General features: G+C 69.3%; 17 protein-coding genes. 5 read left to right on the top strand and 12 right to left on the bottom strand.

Annotation, left to right across the window (positions count from 1 at the left end):
* Positions 1–15 precede the first annotated feature (15 nt).
* Positions 16–1,248 (bottom strand): iron uptake system protein EfeO, encoded by a 1,233-nt coding sequence (efeO, locus tag FY549_RS11170; protein ID WP_149085079.1) that lies wholly within the window; start codon positions 1,246–1,248, stop codon positions 16–18.
* Positions 1,245–2,180, bottom strand: a complete 936-nt coding sequence (gene efeU / locus FY549_RS11165; protein ID WP_149085078.1) for an iron uptake transporter permease EfeU — start codon at positions 2,178–2,180, stop codon at positions 1,245–1,247. Before efeU ends, efeO begins: the two co-directional genes overlap by 4 nt.
* A gap of 151 nt (positions 2,181–2,331) precedes the next feature.
* Here efeU and FY549_RS11160 point away from each other — a divergent pair, with 151 nt between their 5' ends.
* Entirely contained in the window at positions 2,332–3,336 is a 1,005-nt protein-coding gene (locus FY549_RS11160) for an isopenicillin N synthase family dioxygenase (RefSeq protein ID WP_149085077.1), read from the top strand.
* 99 nt (positions 3,337–3,435) lie between these two features.
* Here FY549_RS11160 and rpsO read toward each other — a convergent pair whose 3' ends face one another.
* Positions 3,436–3,705, bottom strand: coding sequence for a 30S ribosomal protein S15 (gene rpsO, locus FY549_RS11155; RefSeq protein ID WP_017203073.1), 270 nt, complete (start codon positions 3,703–3,705; stop codon positions 3,436–3,438).
* 185 nt (positions 3,706–3,890) lie between these two features.
* Here rpsO and FY549_RS11150 point away from each other — a divergent pair, with 185 nt between their 5' ends.
* Positions 3,891–5,186 carry an MFS transporter gene (locus FY549_RS11150; RefSeq protein ID WP_149085076.1) on the top strand — a complete coding sequence of 432 codons (1,296 nt, stop codon included), beginning with the start codon at positions 3,891–3,893 and terminating at the stop codon, positions 5,184–5,186.
* A 29-nt stretch (positions 5,187–5,215) separates the two neighbouring features.
* Here FY549_RS11150 and FY549_RS11145 read toward each other — a convergent pair whose 3' ends face one another.
* The 3 genes from FY549_RS11145 to FY549_RS11135 form a co-directional block, all read right to left on the bottom strand.
* Positions 5,216–5,770, bottom strand: a complete 555-nt coding sequence (locus tag FY549_RS11145; protein WP_149085075.1) for a YceI family protein — start codon at positions 5,768–5,770, stop codon at positions 5,216–5,218.
* Positions 5,771–5,951: 181 nt separating this feature from the next.
* Complete coding sequence (locus tag FY549_RS11140) at positions 5,952–6,320, bottom strand: FKBP-type peptidyl-prolyl cis-trans isomerase (protein ID WP_149085074.1); 369 nt, start codon at positions 6,318–6,320, stop codon at positions 5,952–5,954.
* A 212-nt stretch (positions 6,321–6,532) separates the two neighbouring features.
* Positions 6,533–7,834, bottom strand: coding sequence for a PrsW family intramembrane metalloprotease (locus FY549_RS11135; RefSeq protein ID WP_149085073.1), 1,302 nt, complete (start codon positions 7,832–7,834; stop codon positions 6,533–6,535).
* Positions 7,835–7,923: 89 nt separating this feature from the next.
* On the opposite strand from FY549_RS11135, the gene FY549_RS11130 reads away from it, so the two are divergent.
* On the top strand, positions 7,924–8,793 hold the full coding sequence (locus FY549_RS11130) for a fumarylacetoacetate hydrolase family protein (protein ID WP_149085072.1): 870 nt from the start codon (positions 7,924–7,926) through the stop codon (positions 8,791–8,793).
* 63 nt (positions 8,794–8,856) lie between these two features.
* Here the strand turns inward: FY549_RS11130 and FY549_RS11125 are convergent, their stop codons facing one another.
* Genes FY549_RS11125 through FY549_RS11110 form a run of 4 tightly spaced genes read right to left on the bottom strand, consistent with a single transcriptional unit; the run spans position 8,857 to position 13,051 of the window.
* A complete protein-coding gene (locus FY549_RS11125; protein WP_149085071.1) occupies positions 8,857–10,317 on the bottom strand; it encodes an aspartate ammonia-lyase in 1,461 nt (486 codons plus the stop codon).
* A 52-nt stretch (positions 10,318–10,369) separates the two neighbouring features.
* Positions 10,370–11,299, bottom strand: a complete 930-nt coding sequence (locus FY549_RS11120) for a phosphodiesterase (protein ID WP_149085070.1) — start codon at positions 11,297–11,299, stop codon at positions 10,370–10,372.
* 52 nt (positions 11,300–11,351) lie between these two features.
* Positions 11,352–11,687: a peptidase gene (locus tag FY549_RS11115; protein WP_149085069.1), complete on the bottom strand. Its 336-nt coding sequence runs from the start codon at positions 11,685–11,687 to the stop codon at positions 11,352–11,354.
* Complete coding sequence (locus FY549_RS11110; protein WP_149085068.1) at positions 11,684–13,051, bottom strand: inorganic phosphate transporter; 1,368 nt, start codon at positions 13,049–13,051, stop codon at positions 11,684–11,686. Before FY549_RS11110 ends, FY549_RS11115 begins: the two co-directional genes overlap by 4 nt.
* A gap of 154 nt (positions 13,052–13,205) precedes the next feature.
* On the opposite strand from FY549_RS11110, the gene FY549_RS11105 reads away from it, so the two are divergent.
* Together FY549_RS11105 and FY549_RS11100 are read left to right on the top strand one after the other, a co-directional pair.
* Positions 13,206–15,299 (top strand): S9 family peptidase, encoded by a 2,094-nt coding sequence (locus FY549_RS11105; RefSeq protein ID WP_149085067.1) that lies wholly within the window; start codon positions 13,206–13,208, stop codon positions 15,297–15,299.
* A gap of 381 nt (positions 15,300–15,680) precedes the next feature.
* The gene (locus FY549_RS11100) at positions 15,681–16,457 is read left to right on the top strand and encodes a DUF559 domain-containing protein (protein ID WP_149085066.1); all 777 of its coding nucleotides are present in this window, start codon (positions 15,681–15,683) and stop codon (positions 16,455–16,457) included.
* A gap of 394 nt (positions 16,458–16,851) precedes the next feature.
* On the opposite strand, the gene FY549_RS11095 is transcribed toward FY549_RS11100, so the two are convergent.
* Positions 16,852–17,880 carry a 6-phosphofructokinase gene (locus tag FY549_RS11095; RefSeq protein WP_149085065.1) on the bottom strand — a complete coding sequence of 343 codons (1,029 nt, stop codon included), beginning with the start codon at positions 17,878–17,880 and terminating at the stop codon, positions 16,852–16,854.
* Positions 17,881–18,083: 203 nt separating this feature from the next.
* Positions 18,084–20,228: a DEAD/DEAH box helicase gene (locus tag FY549_RS11090; protein WP_149085064.1), complete on the bottom strand. Its 2,145-nt coding sequence runs from the start codon at positions 20,226–20,228 to the stop codon at positions 18,084–18,086.
* Positions 20,229–20,281 lie beyond the last annotated feature (53 nt).

The raw sequence follows: 20,281 nt of genomic DNA, 5'->3' as shown, positions 1-20,281 counted from the left end.
TCCTGTGCGGCGGCGTCAGTCGAGCACCGTGCCGGTGAGCTGCGAGAGCGGCTCGGCGAGGGCGTTGATGAGGTCGGTGAACTCGCGCTTGTCGGCCTCGGTCAGCTCGCTGTAGCCGACGAACCCGTCGGCGAGCGAGCCATGCGTGGCGAGGGATTCCTCGAGAGCCGCGTAGCCCGTCTCGATCTCGGAGACGAGGGCCTCACCGTCGTCGCCCTGCGCCGCGGCGAAATCCTGCACGAGGGAGAAGGCCATCTTCGAGCCCTCGACGTTCGCCGCGAAGTCGTAGAGGTCCGTGCCGGACCACCAGTCCTCCTCGCCGGAGATCTTGCCGGTCGCCACCTCGTCGAGTAGCGCGATCGACCCGTTGGAGATGCCGCCGATGCCCTGGTCGTCCAGCGCGGCGGTGAAGTCGTCCGAGTGCACGTAGTCGTACAGCTCCTGCACGTCGGCCAGCAGCAGGTCGCCGTAGTCGGCGCGCTCCGCGGGCGTGGACGGCGCCCAGTCCTGCCACGCCGGCGTCTCCCCGTCGGCGTTCAGCGCGTCCTTCGCCGGCACCCAGAGGTCCTTCTCGATGCGGTGGAAGCCCGTCCAGTCCAATCCCTCGGCGACCGCGTCGACCTCACGGTAGTCGATGCGCGGGTCCAGGTCGCCGAGCGCCTCGGCGACCGGCTCGATGCGCTCGTAGAACGCCCTGGTCTGCGGGAAGAGGGCCCGGGCGCTCTCGTCGTCGCCGGCCTCGTAGGCGGCCACGAGTTCCTCGACGGCCGGCACGAGCTGCCCGACCTGGTCCTTCACGAAGGCTCCGTAGAGCTCGACCGCGTTCTGCTTCTGCTCGGCATCGGGACCGTCCACCGCCACCCGGTCCCCGGTCACGGTGAAGGAGGCTCGGCCGACTCCGTCCCCGACCATGCCCGGCTTGCAGAGCGTGAAGTACTCGCCCGGCTGGGCGACGACGGTCAACGTGCGAGAGGCCGCCGGAGCGATGTTCTCCACCTCGCCGACGATGCGCAGGCCGTCCTCGGCCAGCAGATAGAACTCGGACACCTGGTCGGTGTCGTTCGTCACGTCGAAAGTCAGCGTCCCGCTCTTCGCGGTCGAGCCCGAGACACTGCAGTCGCTGTCGGTGGACGAGACGTCGAAAGCCGCTGCGGCCTGCGCGTCGCTCTTCGCGACGCAGCCGCTGAGGAGGAGGGCGGCGGTGCCTGCGGCGGCTGCCGCGGCGAGGACCCGGTGCGAGGTGATCATGCTGCTCCTTGCTGTGTGAGGGAGGAACTCGGGGCGGCGGAGGCGCCGCGCGTGGAGGGGCGTGCCGAGCGGAGGCCCCGGAGGTAGAGCCCGCCGACGACGAGGATGTAGAGGCTCCAAGCGAGCACCTGCAGCCAGGTCATGGCGGGCATGAAGCCGACCGTGGCCTGCAGGACGGAGGCCAGTGCGCCGCCGGGAGCGATAGCGTCCGACACGTCGAACGCCCAGCCGAACGGGAATGCCGCTCCGCCGACGGCGACCGCCCCCGTGACGGGGTCCTGGGGTGCCGCCGCCGTGAACGGACCGGGGAGGACGCCGGCCTCCTGCAGGTCCATCACGGCGTACGCGAGGACGCCGGCCGCGACGACCACGAGGAACCCTCCGGTCCAGGCGAAGAAGCGCCGCAGGTCGAGACGCAGCGCCCCGCGGGAGATCAGCCAGCCGAGGACCACGGCGACGGAGAGGCCGAGGAGGGCGCCGAGCAGCGCGGTCGGCGCGTCCCCGAAGGACTGGACCATGGACCACAGCAGGAGGGTCGTCTCGATCCCCTCGCGGGCGACGGAGACGAACCCGATGGCGATGAGCGCCCAGAGGCCGCCGATGGTCAGCGCGCGATCGACTCCGCTCTCCAGAGTCGCCTTCATGGTGCGGCCGGCACGCTGCATCCAGAAGATCATCCACGTCACCATCGCGACCGCCAGCAGAGAGAGCCCGCCGCCGATCAGCTCCTGCGCCTGGAAGGTCAGCTCGTAGGCGCCGAACGTCAGGATCGCGCCGATACCGAGGGCGAGAGCGATCGCGAGCGCGACGCCCGCCCCCATCTTCGGCAGCGCGTCACGCCGACCCAGGCGGCGAAGGTAGGCGACGAGGATGCCGACGACGAGCGCGGCTTCGAGACCCTCGCGGAGTCCGATGAGGAAGGTGGCGAGCACGGGAGACACTCTCTGGAAGGCAACTGAGGTAAGGCATCCCTTACCAACGAGACTCTAGCACTGCCATCACCCGTGCTCCGACAGGAAGGGGCGGAAGTAATGGAGTGCAACAGAGCATCTCCCCCGTCTCATCCGGACATAGCCTCGGTCCATGGCTGAACTCTCGCTCCCCATCCTCGACCTGTCCCAGCTCGACGACGGCCCCGAGGCCGCGGCGCGCTTCCGCGACGATCTCCGCGCGGCCACCCACGACGTCGGCTTCTTCTATCTGACAGGCACAGGCATCTCCCCCGAGCTGGAGGCTCGACTGCACCAGGCGGCCCGGGACTTCTTCGCGCTCCCGGAAGAGGACAAGCTCGCGATCGAGAACGTCAACAGCCCGCACTTCCGCGGCTACACGCGGATCGGCGGAGAGCGCACGCAGGGCAAGGTCGACTGGCGAGAGCAGATCGACATCGGTCCCGAGCGCGAGCCGGTCGAAGGGGGGCCCGCGTTCAATCGGCTCATCGGCCCGAACCTCTGGCCCGCCGCCCAGCCGGAGCTGAAGGCGGTCGTCACGGAGTGGCACGACACCCTGACGGAGGTGGCCCGCAAGCTCCTCCGCGCCTGGGCGCTCACCCTCGGGGCGGAGGAGACCTACTTCGACGAGCCGTTCCGTGATCCGTCTACCCTGATCAAGATCGTGCGCTACCCGGGCACGAACGAGCCGGAACCCCAGCAGGGCGTGGGCGCACACAAGGACTCCGGCGTGCTGACGCTGCTCTGGGTCGAGCCCGGCAAGGGCGGGTTGCAGGTCGAGCGCGACGGAACCTGGGTCGACGCTCCCCCGGTGCCCGGCGCCTTCGTCGTGAACATCGGCGAACTGCTGGAGTACGCCACCGGCGGATACCTCAAGGCCACGAACCACCGGGTGATCTCTCCGCGGGCGCCGGAGGAGCGCATCTCGATCCCGTTCTTCTTCAACCCGGCGCTCGATCAGCAGCTCCCGCTGCTCGAGCTCCCCGCCGACCTCGCCGCGGAGGCGACCGGAGTCACCGAGGACCCGAGCAATCCGATCCACGCGACCTACGGCGAGAACGCCATGAAGTCCCGGCTGCGCGCGCACCCGGACGTGGCGGCCATCCACCACCCCGACCTGGTGCAGACGACCGTGTGACACGCGCCGCGAAGCCCGGACATGACGAAGGCCGCCCCACACCGTGGGGCGGCCTTCTCAAGAATGTTTTGCGCGATTGAACGCTGGGTCCGTGGTGCCTTATCGGCGAAGACCAAGGCGCGCGATCAGCGAGCGGTAACGCTCGATGTCGACGCTCTGGAGGTAGCCGAGCAGACGACGGCGCTGACCGACGAGCAGGAACAGACCACGACGCGAGTGGTGGTCGTGCTTGTGCTCCTTCAGGTGCTCGGTGAGGTCCTTGATGCGCTGCGTCAGCATCGCGGCCTGCACCTCGGGGGATCCGGTGTCACCGGGGTGCGTCGCGTACTCTTCGATGATCGCCTTCTTGACGTCTGCTTCCAGTGCCATAGATTCGATCCCCTCTCTGCTTGTTGCGCGGCGCCCGACGCCTGATGCGTGAGCTCTCTTTATCCGCGGCCGATCGAACGGCAACCTGACGAGTCTACCAGTCGAAACGCCCGCCGCGACACACGCCCTCCCAGTCGAGCGGCGCTGGTCAACTAGGCTCGGGATGTGCAGAAGAAGATCGCCCCGTGAGCCCCCGGCACGGCCACCTGATCGACCTCACCCCGCTGAAGGCGAGCCCGGCTTTCGCTCGCATGTGGATCGGTTCCACGCTCGCCGGCATCGGCGGCCAGCTCACGATCGTGACCGTGATGCTGCACGTCTTCGTGCTGACCGGGAGCACGTTCGCGGTGTCCATGATCGCCGTCGCCGGACTCCTCCCGATGATCCTCGCCGGCCTCTATGGCGGCATGCTCGCGGACGCCTTCGACCGCCGGCGCGTCGCGCTGATCGCCGCCAGCGTGACCTTCGTCTCCACCGCACTCCTCGCCGCCCTCACCTGGACCGGCACGGAGACGATCTGGTGGTTGTACGCGCTGAGCATCGTGAACTCGGCCGCGAACTCCGTCGGTATGGCCACACGGACCGCGATCGTGCCGCGGCTTCTCCCCCGCGACCTGCTCGCCGCCGCCTCCGCCCTCAACGGCGTCGCCTTCGGACTCACCGTGATGGCCGGCCCCGCCCTGGCCGGGCTCCTGGTGGCGCTCACGGGCTACGGGTGGACGTACACCATCGACGTCGTGCTCATGCTGTCGATGTTCCTCGGCTTGTGGACGCTTCCCGCCCTGCGCCCCGAGGGCGAGATCGTGCGCCCGGGCCTCGCGTCGCTCGTCGATGGCTGGCGCTTCCTCCGTCGGGCGGGCAACATCCGGATGCAGTACATCATCGACATCATCGCGATGACGTTCGGGCAGCCGCTGGTGCTCTTCCCCGCCCTCGGCACGGTCATCCTCGGCGGCGGCGCATTGACCACCGGCATCCTCACGGCCGCCGTCGCCGTCGGCACGTTCGCGTCGAGCCTGCTCTCCGGTCGTGTCGTGCAATACCGGTGGCACGGTCGCGGCATCGCGCGCGCGGTCGAGGCGTACGGCGCGTCCATCCTCCTGTTCGGCCTCGTCCTCCTCGTCGGCGCACTCTCGCCGGATCCCGCCGGTGAGGACCGGCCGCACGTCAGCCTGATCGTCGCGGCCTGCGTGGCACTGGCTCTCTCCGGCGCCTCGGACAACGTCAGCTCGATCTACCGCAACACCATGATGCAGGCGGCCGTGCCCGACGCAATGCGCGGACGGCTCCAGGGCCTCTTCGTCGTGGTGGTGGCCGGAGGTCCACGCGTCGGCGCTCTCTACGCGGGGACGCTCGCGACACTGACGTCGCTGTGGTTCCCGCCGCTGCTCGGCGGTGTTCTCGTGATCGCCCTCGTCGCACTCCTGGCGCGGCGCCATCCGCGATTCCACGACTACGACGCAGAGAACCCCGAGCCCTGACGGGCCCGGGGTTCGAGAGAGTCTGCGCGTCAGTCCTGCTGCAGCGAGCCCTGGAGGTCGAGCGTGATCGTGACGTCCTTGCCCACGAGCACGCCGCCGGTCTCCAGCGCGGCGTTCCAGGTGAGGCCGAAGTCCTCGCGGTTGATGACGGTCTTGGCGGAGGCGCCGGCCTTGTAGTTGCCCCACGGGTCGCTGCCGAAGCCGCCGAAGTCGAGCTCGAAGGTCACCGGTTTCGTGATGCCGCGGATGGTGAGGTCGCCGTCCACGAGGAAGTCGCCGCCTTCGACGCGGGCGCCGGTGGAGACGAACTCCATGGTCGGGAAGTTCTCGGTGTCGAAGAAGTCGGCAGAGCGGAGGTGCTGGTCGCGGCCCTCGTCCTTGGTGTCGACCGAGGTCACGTCGACCGAGGCCTCGACCTTGGCCTCGAGGGGGTTCTCGGGAGCGACGAGCGTGGCGCTCTTCACTCCGAAGGTGCCGCGCACCTTGGAGATCATCATGTGGCGGACGCTGAAGGTCACCTCGCTGTGGGCGGGGTCGAGGACCCAGGTGCCGGGGCGGTAACCGGGGATGTCGATGGTGCTCATGGTTGCTCCTCAGGAGACGTCGGCCGCGGCGGCGGCGGAGGGATGGGACCGCGATCGTCCGCGGCACCCTTCCCACAACATACATTCATTCGCATGTATTCCCGCGATGACGGAGGAATGTCGCCGCAAGAGGAAAGCGCCCCTCGCCACGGGGGGCGAAGGGCGCTTCCTCACAACGATGTCAGCCGACGGCGACGAGATCGATGATGAAGATCAGCGTCTTGCCGGAGAGGAAGTGCCCTCCCCCGACGGGCCCGTAGGCGAAGTGCGGCGGGATGATCAGCTCACGACGACCGCCGACCTTCATACCGGGGATGCCGTCCTGCCACCCCTGGATCAGGCCGCGGAGAGGAAACTGGATGGTCTCGCCGCGGCCCCACGACGAGTCGAACTCCTCGCCGGACTCGAACTCCACACCGGCGTAGTGGACGGTCACGGTGTCGCCGGGCTTGGCCTCGGCACCGTCACCCTCGATGATGTCGCGGATGACCAGCTCTGCGGGGGCAGGGCCGGTCGGGGCGTCGAACTCGGGCTTTGTGCGATCAGTCATGCTTCCATCCAACCGGAGCTCCGCGCGCGCGGTCAACGCGACCGCACCTGCTCACAGCGAACACCTCGCCGGGACGCCGCCGCTGGGAAGTCTCCGTCTCTCTTGACATGTCCCCGTGGCCGGGTGCACCCTGGTGGCAGATCAACTCAGCGCCCGGGAGACATGCAGGCATCGCCGCAGCACCGGGCGCTGAGTCTGTCCGGGTCTTTCGCTCAGTAGGCCAGCAGCGCAGCTCGCGCCGCCCTGGTGCGGACCAGCAGGGCACGCTCGTCCTCGGCGGCCAGCGGGTCGCGACCGGTGATCGCACGCTGGCGCACCGCTGCCAAGGCCGTCGCGTCCTTGATGAACTCGCGCATCAGCGGTCGACGGTCACCCCGGAGCTGTGCCGCCCACGCGAGACCGACCTTGCGTCCGGCCGGGGTGGCGAGCATGGTGACCTCTTCCGGCGTGAACCACCCGGCCGCCGCGTACTCGGCCAGGCGTGCCCGGGTGAGCCGGGCCTCCTCCCGCCGCAACGCGATGATCCCCAGGATGAACCCGATGAACAGCGGCACCTGCAGCGTGAAGTAGAGGCCGAAGAAGTCGGCGAAGGTGGCGGACCCGTTCCAGAGCCCGTGCAGGAAGATCGCCCCGAGCATGCCGAGGAGCCCGGCGCCGAGCGCTGCTCCCGCAGACGAGTGTCGCCGAGCCACGAGACCGATCGCGAACCCGGTGAGCGAGGTGAACATCGCATGCGCGAACGGGGACAGCACGGCCCGCACGATGAACGTGACGCCGAGCTGCTCGCCGCCGCCCTCGATCAGGCTGATCGCGAAGTACTGGATGTTCTCCGTGAACGCGAAGCCCGCCCCGACGAGGGCGCCGTAGACGACCCCGTCGATCGGCCCGTCGAATGACCGTCGTGCGAGGAGGAAGATGAGGAAGACGCCGAGGCCCTTCCAGAACTCCTCGACGATCGGCGCTTGGATCACCGCCGAGAACTCCTCGGAGCGGATACCGAGCAGCATCGTGAGCCCGATGTCGACGAGGAGGGTGAGGCCGACGGCGGCGACCGCGCCCCAGGCGATCGCGAACGCGACGAGGCGCTTGGGCTCCGGCTCCCAGCGGTCGATCATGCGCACGCCGAGGAAGACGATGGTGAGCGGGATCAGCGCCAGCACGAGACCGATCACGGACGCCGTCGGGCCGAGCGCCCAGCCGAAGTAGCCGATCAGGGCGAGCAGCAGGAAGCCGAGGAAGCCGAACAGCCACAGCGAGATGGTGCGGCCCTTCTTGTTCGGCACCGGGAGCGCCGGCAGCGACTCCGCGGGTGACGGTGCGACCGGCGCCGGTGGCGTGTAGGGCGTGGGCTGCGCGAGCGCCGAGGCATAGCCCGGCTGCTGCCCGTACGACGACGGCAGATACGGCGACTGGGCGTACTGCGCGGCGGAGTACGCGGTCGGTTGCGGCGGCGTCGTCGGCGGCGGCGTGTACCGAGCGGGCTGCTGGGGGTCGGACGGTCCTCCGAAGGTCATGCTCAAAGCTTATGGGGCACAAGCATCCGTGCCGGGCTCTGGGGGCATCCTCCACCCGTCCGGCCGCACGCACCCGGTAGCGTAGAACCATGCGGTTCGCTCACCTGCGCCGTCCAGACTCCTCCCGTGCGGCTCTCGCCGTGGTGGAGGACTCGGACGCCATCCTCGTCTCCGACCTCCTGTCCGACGCGCCTGCCACGCTGCAGCAGCTGATCGAGCGAGGAGACTCCGGACTGGACGAGCTCCGCGCCGCCCTGCGCGACGGCACGGCACCGCGCCACCCCCTGACCGGCTGGGCATTCGCGTCCGCGGTGATCGCGCCGCCCGCTGTGCTCGCCGTCGGCTTGAACTACGCCGCGCATTCCAGCGAGCTCGGCCTCAAGACCGACGCCGCTCCGACCGTGTTCACCCTGTGGCCGAACTCCCTCACGGGACACGAGCAGACGACCTCCTGGCCACGGACCCTCAGTGAGGCGGTCGACTACGAGGCGGAGCTGGGCGTGCTCATCGGCACGCCGGCCAAGGACGTGCCGGAGGCGGAAGCCCTGTCCCATGTCTGGGGCTACACGGTCGTCAACGACATCACCGCCCGCAACATCCAGTTCTCCGAGGCGCAGTGGTCTCGGTGCAAGTCGTTCGACGGTTTCACGCCCACCGGACCGTTCGCGGTGACCGCCGACGAGATCGCCGACCCGCAGGACCTCCACATCTGGACCGTCGTCGACGGACACACGGTGCAGGACGCCAGCACCGACCAGATGGTGCGCTCGGTCGCGAAGCTCATCGCCCACCTCTCGCAGTCGCTCACGCTGCTCCCCGGCACGCTCATCTCGACCGGGAGTCCCGGCGGCGCCGGCTACTCCCGCGACCCGCAGATCTTCCTGCGCGACCGTTCGACCGTGACGGTCGGCATCGATGGGATCGGCGAGCTCACCACACACTGCCGCATCCTCGACTGACGTCGGACACGCGAAGGGGACGGGAGCTCCGGCTCCCGTCCCCTTCGCTTCTGCGGTCGACGCTCAGATCTGGATCAGGTCGTCCGGCGTGACGATCGGAATGGCGGCCGTGACCGCCTCCAGGCCGGACAGGCGCGCCGGCGACAGCTGCTTCGTGACCTCGTCGCGAGACATGAGCCCGGCCTCGACGACGAGGTCGGCGACGTTGCGGTTGGTCAGCAGGGCCGTCTTGGCGAGGGCCGCGGCCGCCGCGTAGCCGATGAAGGGCGTGAGCGCCGTGATGACGCCGACAGAGGCACCGACCATCGCGCCCAGGCGGTCGCGGTTGGCGGTGATGCCCTCGACGCAGTTCACGCGCAGCGTCCACATGGCCTGACGCATCCAGGTGATGGACTGGAAGATCGAGTGCGCGATGACGGGCTCGAAGGCGTTGAGCTGGAGCTGACCGCCCTCGACGGCCATGGTCACGGTCGTGTCGGCGCCGACGACGGCGAACGCCACCTGGTTGACCACTTCCGGAATCACCGGGTTGACCTTGCCCGGCATGATGCTGGAGCCCGCCTGCCGGGCCGGGAGGTTGATCTCACCGAGACCCGCCTGGGGACCCGAGGAGAGCAGCCGCAGGTCGTTGCAGATCTTCGAGAGCTTGATGGCGTTGCGCTTGAGGGAGGACGAGAACGACATGAACGCGCCCGTGTCGCTCGTGGACTCGACGAGGTCCGTGGCCGTCTCCAGGTCGAGGCCGGTGATCTCGCGGAGGTGCTTCAGCACGGCAGGCGCGTAGTCGACATGCGTCGTGATGCCGGTACCGATCGCGGTGGCTCCCATGTTGATCTCGAACATGAGCGACGCGTTCTCGGTGAGACGGCTGTGGTCCTCCCCCAGCGTCGTCGCGAAGCCGTGGAACTCCTGTCCCAGCGTCATGGGCACGGCGTCCTGCAGCTGCGTACGGCCGACCTTGAGGATGTCGTGGAACTCCCCCGCCTTGCCGAGGAAGGCGACGCGCAGCGCGTCCAGCTCGTCGAGAAGCGAACGAAGGGTCAGCGAGAGCCCGATCTTGACGGCCGTCGGATAGACATCGTTGGTCGACTGGCTGCGGTTGGTGTGGTCGATCGGCGAAAGGAAGGCGTAGTCGCCCTTCTCGCGTCCGGCCATCTCGAGCGCGATGTTGGTGATGACCTCGTTGGCGTTCATGTTCGTCGAGGTGCCGGCACCACCCTGGATCACGCCGACGGTGAACTGGTCGTGGAACTCCCCGTCGATGACGCGCTGCGCCGCGCGATCGATGAGGTCGGCCCGCTCGGCGTCGAGGACACCGATCTCCTTGTTGGCCCTCGCGCTGGCCTGCTTCACCATGGCCAGCGCGATCACCAGATCGGGGTACACCGAGATGGGGCGCTTCGTGATCGGGAAGTTCGCGTCGGCGCGGGCGGTGTGGATCCCCCAGTACGCGTCGGCAGGGATCTCCATGCTCCCCAGCGAATCGGTCTCGGTACGGGTGTTGGCGGGCGCGGCAGAAGCCATGTCACATCCTCGTGGGTCGTGGCGAACGGAAAGGTGGGGGATGGCCCCCAGTCTACGCCGGTCCCCGCGGGGATTTGCGGGAGAACGCCTCCAGCCGCCCTTCCGGCGTCAGTGCCGCCATGCGCGCGATCCACTCCTCGGAGAAGTAGTCACCGGTCGGCGCGTCGGTCACGGGGACGACGGTGTGCGTGATGGTCTCGGGCCGCACGTGGACGAGCTGGAAGGCCTGAGCGGCGTCCATGCCGTTCACCTCCGGAGCGGGGCGGGCGACGTTCATCGTGTAGCACGTGGCGGAGGCCACGCTCACCGGGACACCGGCGAAGAGCCCATGCGACGAGTAGTGCAGGTGGCCGGCGAGGATGCCGCGGACGTCGGTACCGCGGATGACGGCGGCGAGTTCGTCCTGGTGGCGGAGTTCGAGGATGTCGAACAGCGGCAGGTGGCTGGGCAACGGCGGGTGGTGCATCGCCAGGAGCGTTCCGTGGGGTGCCGGCTCGGCGAGGACCTCGGCGAGCCAGGCGAGCTGGGCCGAGTCGAGGTCGCCGTGATGCCAGCCGGGCACGCTGGTATCGAGAGCCACCAGGCGCAAACCGTCGAGATCCCAGACCCCGGTGACCGGCTCTTCGGTCGGCTCGCCGTCGAGGAGCACCTCGCGCAGCGCCGGGCGTTCGTCGTGGTTGCCCGCGACCCAGACCACGGGAGCGCCGAGGTCGGCGGCGACCGGCTCGATCGCGGCCCGTAGCCGGCGGTAGGCGTCCGGCTCACCGAGGTCCGTGAGATCCCCGGTGATCACGATGGCGGCGGGAGCGGGATGCACGGCGCGGACCGCCTCCAGCGTCCGCCCGAACGTGCGCTCGACGTCGTATCGTCCTGCCAGTGCGGCTCCCCCGGCGAGGAAGTGTGGGTCGCTGACGTGGATTAGGACATGGGAGGCCGGCGCGTACCGGCCGAACGCCGGAGGGGTTCCGTTGGCTGCGGACATGCCATCAGCCTAGGGGCGGTCGCCGACGCCCTGACCTGGCACGCCGGCCGGGTCAGTGCCCGAGGACGATGAGGAGGATGCCGGCGATGACCGCGGCGCCGCAGAGCACGAAGCACGCGTAGGCACCCAGCAGGGCAAGCGTCTTCTGCCCCTCGGTGAGCGGACTCTTCTTGGCCGCCTTGGCGGCCTGCTTGGCTGCTCGCTTGAGTTCCTTCTCGGAGATCACGGTGATCGCGTCAGTGAACTCGGCCGGGCTCACGACGGGCGCGCGCCCGCTGCGCACCAGCAGCCGGAGGCCGAGGGCGTAGAAGGTCACGATGGCGGCCGCACCGATGAGGGCGGCGGCGAACACCTGCAGGAACGCGAGCCAGTCGATCGCGACGTTCATGCCGAGTCCCCGTTCCGCGGGGCGTTGGCCTGTTCCGGCGCGACACCCGCCTTGGCGGCCTTCGCATCCGCCTTCGCCGCTGCCTTCTTCTTCGCCTTGGCCTTGGCCTCGGCCTTCGCCTTGTCCTTGGCTTCGGCGCGCGCCTTCGCCTCGGCCTTGGCCTGAGCGATGCGCTGCTGCCGGCGCGTGGGCGGCGGGGTGTCGGGGACCTCGACCGCGAGGTGGGACTCGGCGACATCGCTCATGGCGTTCGCCGGGGTCACGGCGTTGTGCCGGGAACGCATGTACAGCCCGAGGATGATCGCCACCGCGAGGATGGCGTCGATCGCCACACCCCAGGTGCCGAGCCAGACGACGAGCAGCGCCGCGAGCGCCCCGACGCCGCCCGCTGCCGGGAGGGTCAGCAACCAGCCGACGCCGATGCGACCGGCGGTCCGCCAGCGGACCGTCGAACCGCGGCGCCCGAGTCCCGAGCCGATGACGGATCCCGAGGCGACCTGGGTGGTGGAGAGGGCGAAGCCGAGAGCGCTGGACGCGAGGATCGTCGCCGCCGTCGAGCTCTCCGCGGAGAAGCCCTGCGCCGGCTTCACGTCGGTCAGCCCCTTGCCCAGGGTGCGGATGATGCGCCAGCCGCCGAGGTACGTGCCGAGAGCGATCGTGAACGCACAGGCGACGATGACCCACAACTCGGGCTCGTGGTGCGCACCCGACTGCCAGCCGATCGTGATCATCGCGAGCGTGATGACACCCATCGTCTTCTGTGCGTCGTTCGTGCCGTGCGCGAGCGCGACGAGGGACGACGTGAAGATCTGACCCCAGCGGAAGCCGTCGCGTCCGTCCGGCTTGCCGTCGTAGCGCCGTGTGACCGAATAGGCGATCTTCGTCGCGACGAAGGCGATGATGCCGGCGGTGATCGGGGCGATGAGGGCCGGGAGGACGATCTTCGACAGCACGGCACCGAAGTCGATGCCGCCGAGGCCGGCACCGACCAGGGTCGCACCGATCAGGCCGCCGAACAGAGCGTGGGAGGAGCTCGACGGCAGGCCGAGCAGCCAGGTCAGCATGTTCCAGGTGATGGCGCCGATGAGTCCGGCGAAGATCAACGCGAGGAACAGCTCGGCCCCCGCGGCGATGATCGCATCCTCCCGGATGATGCCGCCGGAGATCGTCTTGGAGACCTCGGTCGACAGGAAAGCGCCGACGAGATTCAGGAGAGCGGCCAGGAGGACGGCGGTCTTGGGCTTCAGCGCCCCGGTCGCGATGGGCGTGGCCATCGCGTTCGCGGTGTCGTGAAACCCGTTCGTGAAGTCGAAGAAGAGTGCCAGCGCGATGACGAGCACGACGATGAGGGCTGCGGTTTCCACCGTTCGCTTTCGGTCTTGAGGAAGAGGGAGATGTCGACGGGATCGACGTGACGAACGAAGAGTTCACCGTGGGTTTGACTTCCGTTTACCGGCCCCGGTAAATCCTGCCACCGTCCCCCGTGCCGGTCAACTCGACCTGGGATAGCGTGGGACGGTGACTGACGCTCCGATCGCTGCCCGCCGCTCCACCGCCCGTACGCACCACGGCGACACGGTCGACGATCCGTACGAGTGGCTGCGCGCCAAGGACTCCCCCGAGGTCATCGCGCACCTCGAGGCCGAGAACGCGCACACCGACGCGGAGACCGCGCACCTCGCCGAGCTGCGGGAGACGCTGTTCCAGGAGATCAAGGCACGGGTGCAGGAGACCGACCTCTCCGTGCCGACCCGGCGCGGAGACTGGTGGTACTACAGCCGCACCGAAGAGGGTGCCCAGTACGGCATCCACTGTCGCGCCGCCGCCGTCGAAGGCGACTGGACACCCCCGCGTCTCGAGCCGGGGGTGCCCGTGCCCGGCGAGGTGGTGCTGCTGGACGGCAACATCGAGGCGGAGGGGCACGAGTTCTTCTCCCTCGGGGCGTTCGACACCTCCGATGACGCCACGAAGCTGCTGTGGTCGACGGACTTCGAGGGCGACGAGCTCTACACCGTCCGCGTGCGGGACCTCGAGTCCGGCGTCACCCTCGCCGATGAGATCCCGAACACGGGCGGCGCGTTCTTCACCCCGGACGGCACCGGCATCCTCTACACGACGCGGGACGAGGCCTGGCGCCCGGACACGCTGTGGCTGCACCGCATCGGGACCGCGGTGTCGGACGACGTCCAGCTGTTCCACGAGCCCGACGAGAAGTTCTGGCTCGGCGCCGGGATCACTCGGAGCCGCCGCTACCTCGTGATCGGCGTGGGCTCCAGCATCACGAGCGAGGAGTACCTGGTCGACCTGACAGGCGACATCACCGCCGAGCCGCGTCCGGTGTGGCCGCGGCGCGACGGGGTCGAGTACTCGGTCGAGCACGCGGTGGTCAACGGCGAGGACCGCCTTCTCATCCTGCACAACGACGACGCCCTGGACTTCGAGCTCGTCTCGGTTCCCGCCGACGACCCGCAGGGCGAGCGACACGTCGTCGTGGCGCACGAGCCGGGTCGACGGCTGCTCGGCGTCGACGCCTTCCGCGACTTCGCCACGGTGGAGTATCGCCGCGAAGGTCTCGAACGGGTGGGTCTGCTCGACTATGCCACGGACGCGGTGGAGGAGCTGGGGTTCGACGAGCCCCTCTACTCCGCGGGCGTCAGCGGCAACCCGGAGTGGCACTCCCCCTTCCTGCGCCTCGGCTACACGTCCTTCGTCACACCCGGCACGGTGTACGACCTCGATCTCGCGACCCGCGAGCTGGTGCTGCGCAAGCAAGTGGCAGTGCTCGGCGGCTACGACCCGGCCGACTATGGCCAGCGACGGGAGTGGGCCACCGCGGAGGACGGCACGCGCGTGCCGATCTCGCTCGTCTGGAAGCGCTCGTTCGGAGAGCCTGGGACAGCAGCCCGTCCCGTCCACCTCTACGGATACGGGTCCTACGAACACTCCATCGATCCGGGCTTCTCGGTCGCTCGGCTCTCGGAGCTCGACCGCGGGGTCGTCTTCGCCGTGGCGCACGTGCGCGGAGGCGGCGAGATGGGCCGGCAGTGGTACGAGGAGGGCAAGCTCCTGCACAAGCGGAACACCTTCACGGACTTCGTCGCCTGCGCCCGGCACCTCGTCGATGAGGGCACCACGACCCCGGCCCAGCTCGTGGCGGAGGGTGGCAGCGCGGGCGGTCTGCTCATGGGCGCGGTCGCCAACCTGGCTCCGGAGCTGTTCGCCGGAATCCTGGCAGGGGTGCCGTTCGTCGACGCGCTGACCACGATCCTCGATCCGTCGCTTCCCCTCACGGTCATCGAATGGGACGAGTGGGGCGACCCGCTGCACGACCCCGAGGTGTACGCCTACATGAAGTCGTACACGCCGTACGAGAACGTGCAGGACGGGGTGGAGTATCCGCGGATCCTCGCGGTGACCTCCCTGAACGACACCCGGGTGCTCTACGTGGAGCCCGCGAAGTGGGTGGCCCGACTGCGTGCGGCCGGGGCCACGGACGTGCTGCTGAAGTGCGAGATGGTCGCCGGGCATGGCGGCGTGAGCGGACGATACAACTCCTGGCGCGAGCGCGCGTTCGAGCTCGCGTGGCTTCTCGACACGCTCGGCCTCGTCTGACCGTCGCGCGGCATCAGGCGCCCGGGTGGCATCAGGCACTCGGGTGCCGTCTCGGCCTGATCCCATGCGTAAGCCTGCGCACCCGGTTGTGACGCCAACTCAGGCTGCCGCGCGGGATCAGGCTGAAGCGCGACATCAGGCGCGAGAGGCGCCCACGGCCTGAGCTCGCGCGAGTGCCTGTGGCGACGACGCGTGACTGTTTCTGCACACGGCGAAAAGTCGTGAAGTGCTTCCCCATGCCCCGGCACCGCGGTGAGGCGTCCCCGCACGACCCTTCATCGTGGAGGGGTGAAACGCGGACGGGTGGAGCGATGGGTTCGAGAGCAGGGAGGATCCGCACATTCGTCACGGGTGCGTGAGGCGGGATTCACGGAACACCAGATGCGTCGGGCGGTGCAGGAGGGGACGCTCGAGCGCGTGCGGCGGTCCTGGCTACTCGTCCCGGATGTCGATCCACGGCGCCGGGCCGCCGCTTCGGTCGGCGGGCGAGTCACCTGTGTCAGCGCTGCCGCCCTCGCCGGGTGGTGGGATGTCGGGGCGCCGGAGGTACACGTCGCGCTCCCCCGCACCGCCTCGCGGTTCGACCGCGACGGCGTGCACGTGCACTGTGCGCGAGGACCGGTGCCCGTACACGCGCGCGCGACGGTCGACCCCACGCTCGACGTCCTGTTTCAGGTCGCGCGTTGCCAACCGCCGGTCGAGGCCCGCATGATCTGGGAGTCCGCCATCCGCCTCGGCGCGGTCGAACTGGACACCATCGCACGCGTGCGATGGCGCTGTGACGCGGCGACTCACCTCGCGCGGACCGTCCGCGGCCGGTCGGACTCCGGGCCCGAGACCGTCTTCGTGGAGCGGATGCGTGCCATCGGGATCGAGGTGCGGCAGCAGGTCTGGGTAGACGGTCATCCCCTCGACGGTGTCATCGGCGAGCGTCTCGCCATCCAGATCGACGGCTTCCGCCACCACAGCGCAGCGGGCGACCGACGACGAGACCTCGCCGCCGACGCGAGGCTCGCTCTGCGCGGATACACCGTCCTGCGCTTCGACTACCACCAGGTCATGGTCGACGGCAGGCACATCGAGGACACCGTCCTCACGGCGCTCGCGCACGGTCTCCATCGGGCCAGCCGCACCGGCCGGGAACCGCGCGATCGCTGACGCACCGCGCGACAACAGGCGCTCCCGCGGGCACAGCCACGGAGCTGACGCGCTCGCCTGCTCTTGTGTCAGTGCCTGATGCGGCGCAGGGCACTCGCCAGCGGGCGGCCATCAGGGCTCATGCCCCCACGCGAGATCCAAGCAGTCACCGAGGGATCAGACAGTAGGGCACACTCAGGCGAATGCGCGAGATCAGGCCCCGCCGCAGCGGAAGGGCCTGATGCCGCGAGAGTGCCTGACGCGGCGGGAGGCGCGCGAGATCAGGCAGGACGCGGACTCAGGCCCTCACGCGAGATCAGGCAAGGACATGGTGGGGAGCCTGTTCTCGCGCGGAAGCCTGAGCCGGGGCGATCGGTCAGCCGAAGACCGCGGAAGCCTGAACCGGGACGAGTGGTCAGCCGAAGAGGGCGGCCGCCTCGTCATACCGGTAACGGGGCACCGTGTTGAGCTCGCCCAGGGCATCCGCGAACGGGACGCGAACGATGTCCGTGCCCTGCATCGCGACCATCTGTCCCCACGCACCGTCGACGATCGCGTCCGCGGCGTGCAGACCGAGCCGGGTCGCGAGGACGCGGTCGAACGCCGACGGCGAGCCGCCGCGCTGGATGTGGCCGAGGATCGTGGCACGGGTCTCGATCCCCGTGATCCGCTCGATCTCGGGGGCGAGCAGGTCGCCGATGCCGCCGAGCCGCGGGCGGTTGAACGCATCGAGACCCTTGTCGCTGTACGCCTCGTCCATGCCGGCGAGCTTGAAGCCCTCGGAGACGACGACGAGGGGCGCACGACCGCGGTCGTGGGCGCTAGTGACGAGCGCGGTGATCTCGTCGAGCGACATCGGCACCTCGGGGATGCAGATCACGTGAGCTCCGGCGGCCATGCCCGCGTGCAGGGCGATCCAGCCGACGTGCCGCCCCATGACCTCCGCGACCATGCAGCGCTGGTGGGAGTCGCCGGTCGTGCGGAGGCGGTCCATCGCGTCCGTGGCGATGTTGACCGCGGTGTCGAAGCCGAAGGAGTAGTCGGTGGCACGGAGGTCGTTGTCGATCGTCTTCGGGACGCCCAGAACCTTGATGCCGTCCTTCGAAAGACGATCGGCCGCAGCGAGGGTGCCTTCGCCACCGATCGCGACGATGCCGTCGATCTTGTGTCCGTACAGGGTCTTCGCGATGTTGTCGGCTCCCCCGCGCTCTCCCTCGTACGGGTTGGTCCGGCTGGTGCCGAGGATGGTGCCGCCCACCTTGGACAGGCCCTTCACCTCATGCCGGGTCAGCGGCATGAAATCGCCCTCGACGACGCCGCGCCAACCGTCGCGGATGCCGACGAACTCCAGGTCGTAGGTCGTGGTGCCCTTGAGCACGATGCCGCGGATGACCGCATTGAGTCCGGGGCAGTCGCCGCCGCTCGTCAGGATGCCGATTTTCATGCTGCTGCCTTCGGAGGTCGAGGGATGGGGAGTGAGGCGACAGTGCCTGCGATCGACACTAGCGCCCCGGCCCCTCGCGTGGCGATTCGAGCACGTCGAAAACGGGAAATCTTGACGGCTTCACTGGGTCACCCGGGCGACCTTGGCACGGAAGCAGGATCCTCGCGCAGAATCGCGGTTAAGAACCTCGATTCTTGACGGGCTCAGCGCCCGCCGAGCGCCTCGCGCAGAAGGTGCGTGAGCGCGGCCAGCTGCACCGACTCGCTCGCAGTCTCCTCCGTCGCCTCGCCGTCCAGGGCGCGGGCCGCGAGGCCCTGCTTCTGGTCGATGAGCTCCGCGATCTTCGTGTCGATCGTGTGCGCGGCGATGATGCGCCACGCGGTGACGGGCTCGTCCTGGCCGATGCGGTGCACTCGGTCGATGGCCTGCGTCTGCTCGGCCGCCGTCCACGACAGTTCCGCGAGGACGACGTTCGACGCCGCCTGCAGGTTCAGACCGACGCCGGCCGCCGTGAGGGAGCACACCGCGATGCCGACCTCGGGGTCGCCGTTGAAGGCGTCGATGGCCTGCTGCCTGGCCGTGTTCGTCTGGTCGCCGCGGATCGACACCGCGCGGATGCCCGCAGCGGCGAAGTGCGCCTCGGCCTGATCCATGACGTCGATGTGCTTCGCGAAGAACACGACCTTGCCCACGGACCGCTGCAGCTGCGCGGCGTAGTCCGCCGCGAGCAGGGCCTTCGCCTGGCCGATGCGACGCACCATCGTGAAGACGTTGTCTCCTCCGGTGCCGGCGGCCTTCGACTCCTCGAGCTCGTTCTGCGCCACGAGCCGGACGATGTCGTCGTCGATCTCCCCGGGCGCGAGACCGCGGTCGCCGCGGGCCTCGATGATGCGTCGATAACGGGCGGCCAGCCGCGCCCCCAGCTCGCGCTCGGCCTGGCGGATGCTGCGGCCGAACTCGTCGTCGAGCTGCACGGGCAGGTCGGCGACCAGCTTGTCGGGCAGGTCGGCGGCGACGTCCTTCTTCTTGCGTCGCACGATGCCCATCGAGATCACCGCGTCGCGGGCCTCCGGATAGAAGGCCTTGTCCGCGGGCGTCAGCCCCGTCGCGTCGAGCTTCTCCATGAGCTCGGGACCGGGCTTCTCGCCGTTCGTCCACCCGAGGAAACGCCAGATCGCGTCGAAGTCCTCGACGTCGTTGATGAGCGGGGTGCCGGTGAGGGCGAGCATGAGCGGATCGTGCCCGGGCGTGCGCTCGCGCACCTGCGCCGCGAGCGAGAGCACGTTCTGCGATCGCTGCGAGGAGAGGTTCTTGATGAAGTGGGCCTCATCGACGACCATGCCGCGCAGGCCGATCGACGCGAGCCAGGACATGTGCCTGTCGAGGATCTCGTAGTTGACGATGAACACGTCGGCGAAAGCGTCGATGTCGTCGCCGTCGCCCTGGATGACCGTGGCACGGCGCTGCGGCGTCCACCGCTCGACCTCACGCGCCCAGTTCATCTTGACGACGTTGGGCACGACGACCAACAGCGGGTAGGCGCCGGCGACGGAGGCTGCGAGCACTGACTGCGCCGTCTTGCCGAGGCCCGGCTCGTCGGCGAGCAGGAAGCTGCGGTGCCCGGCACGCACGGCCTCGAGGAAGCGCGACTGGTGCACCATGACCTCGCGGCCCTTGGGCGAGATGTGATCGAACTCCGGGGCCGGCGGAAGCTCCATGGATGCCGCGGCACCGCCGGCGCCGGTCTCGAACGCCTTGTACAGCGGCCCCATGAGCTCCCAGCCGTCGAGCCGGCGGCGGGGAGTACTGGCCGGACGCGGGGTCAGGTCGGGCGCGAGGAACGGATTCGCGAGTTGACGCGCCTCGACAGACGGCGGTGTGACCTGCCGCTCGGCGATCGCCGCGGGCACCACCGACACCTGCACGGGCGCGGGGTCGGCGATGATGAGCTCCTCCGGGGGGAGCTCCGCGCCGGACTCGAGCAACCAGTCGCGGCGCATCCGCTTGGCGACCGGCGACGTGGCCTGGTCGGCCTCGAGCAGCTGGATGAGCGAGGTGTCGCGCGCCGCCGTCTTCGCGAGGATCGTCGCGACGCCGTCGAGTCGCTTGAGCAGCTCGGCGCGCGCGGCGTCCGTGATCTCGGTGTCGGCCTTCACTCTCGCGCGCTCCTCGCGCACCAGGAAGGCGATCACCTGGAACTTCGTGCGGTTGGTGGGCCCCAGCTTGCCGCGCTGGGACTTCGCCTCGATCTCGCGCACCTTGCGCGCGAGAATCGGGATGAGGGGTGCCTCGTCGTCACGACGGGACGTCTTCTTGCGCCGCGGGGCGGCGGTTGCCGTGGTCGGCATGCTCCTCCTGAGCCTGAAGGGCTCCGGCACCCCCAGGGAGCCGCGAGCCGTTC

This window comes from Microbacterium sp. 1S1, assembly GCF_008271365.1.
Lineage (GTDB): Bacteria > Actinomycetota > Actinomycetes > Actinomycetales > Microbacteriaceae > Microbacterium.
This window is presented reverse-complemented; position numbering and strand designations above follow the sequence as displayed.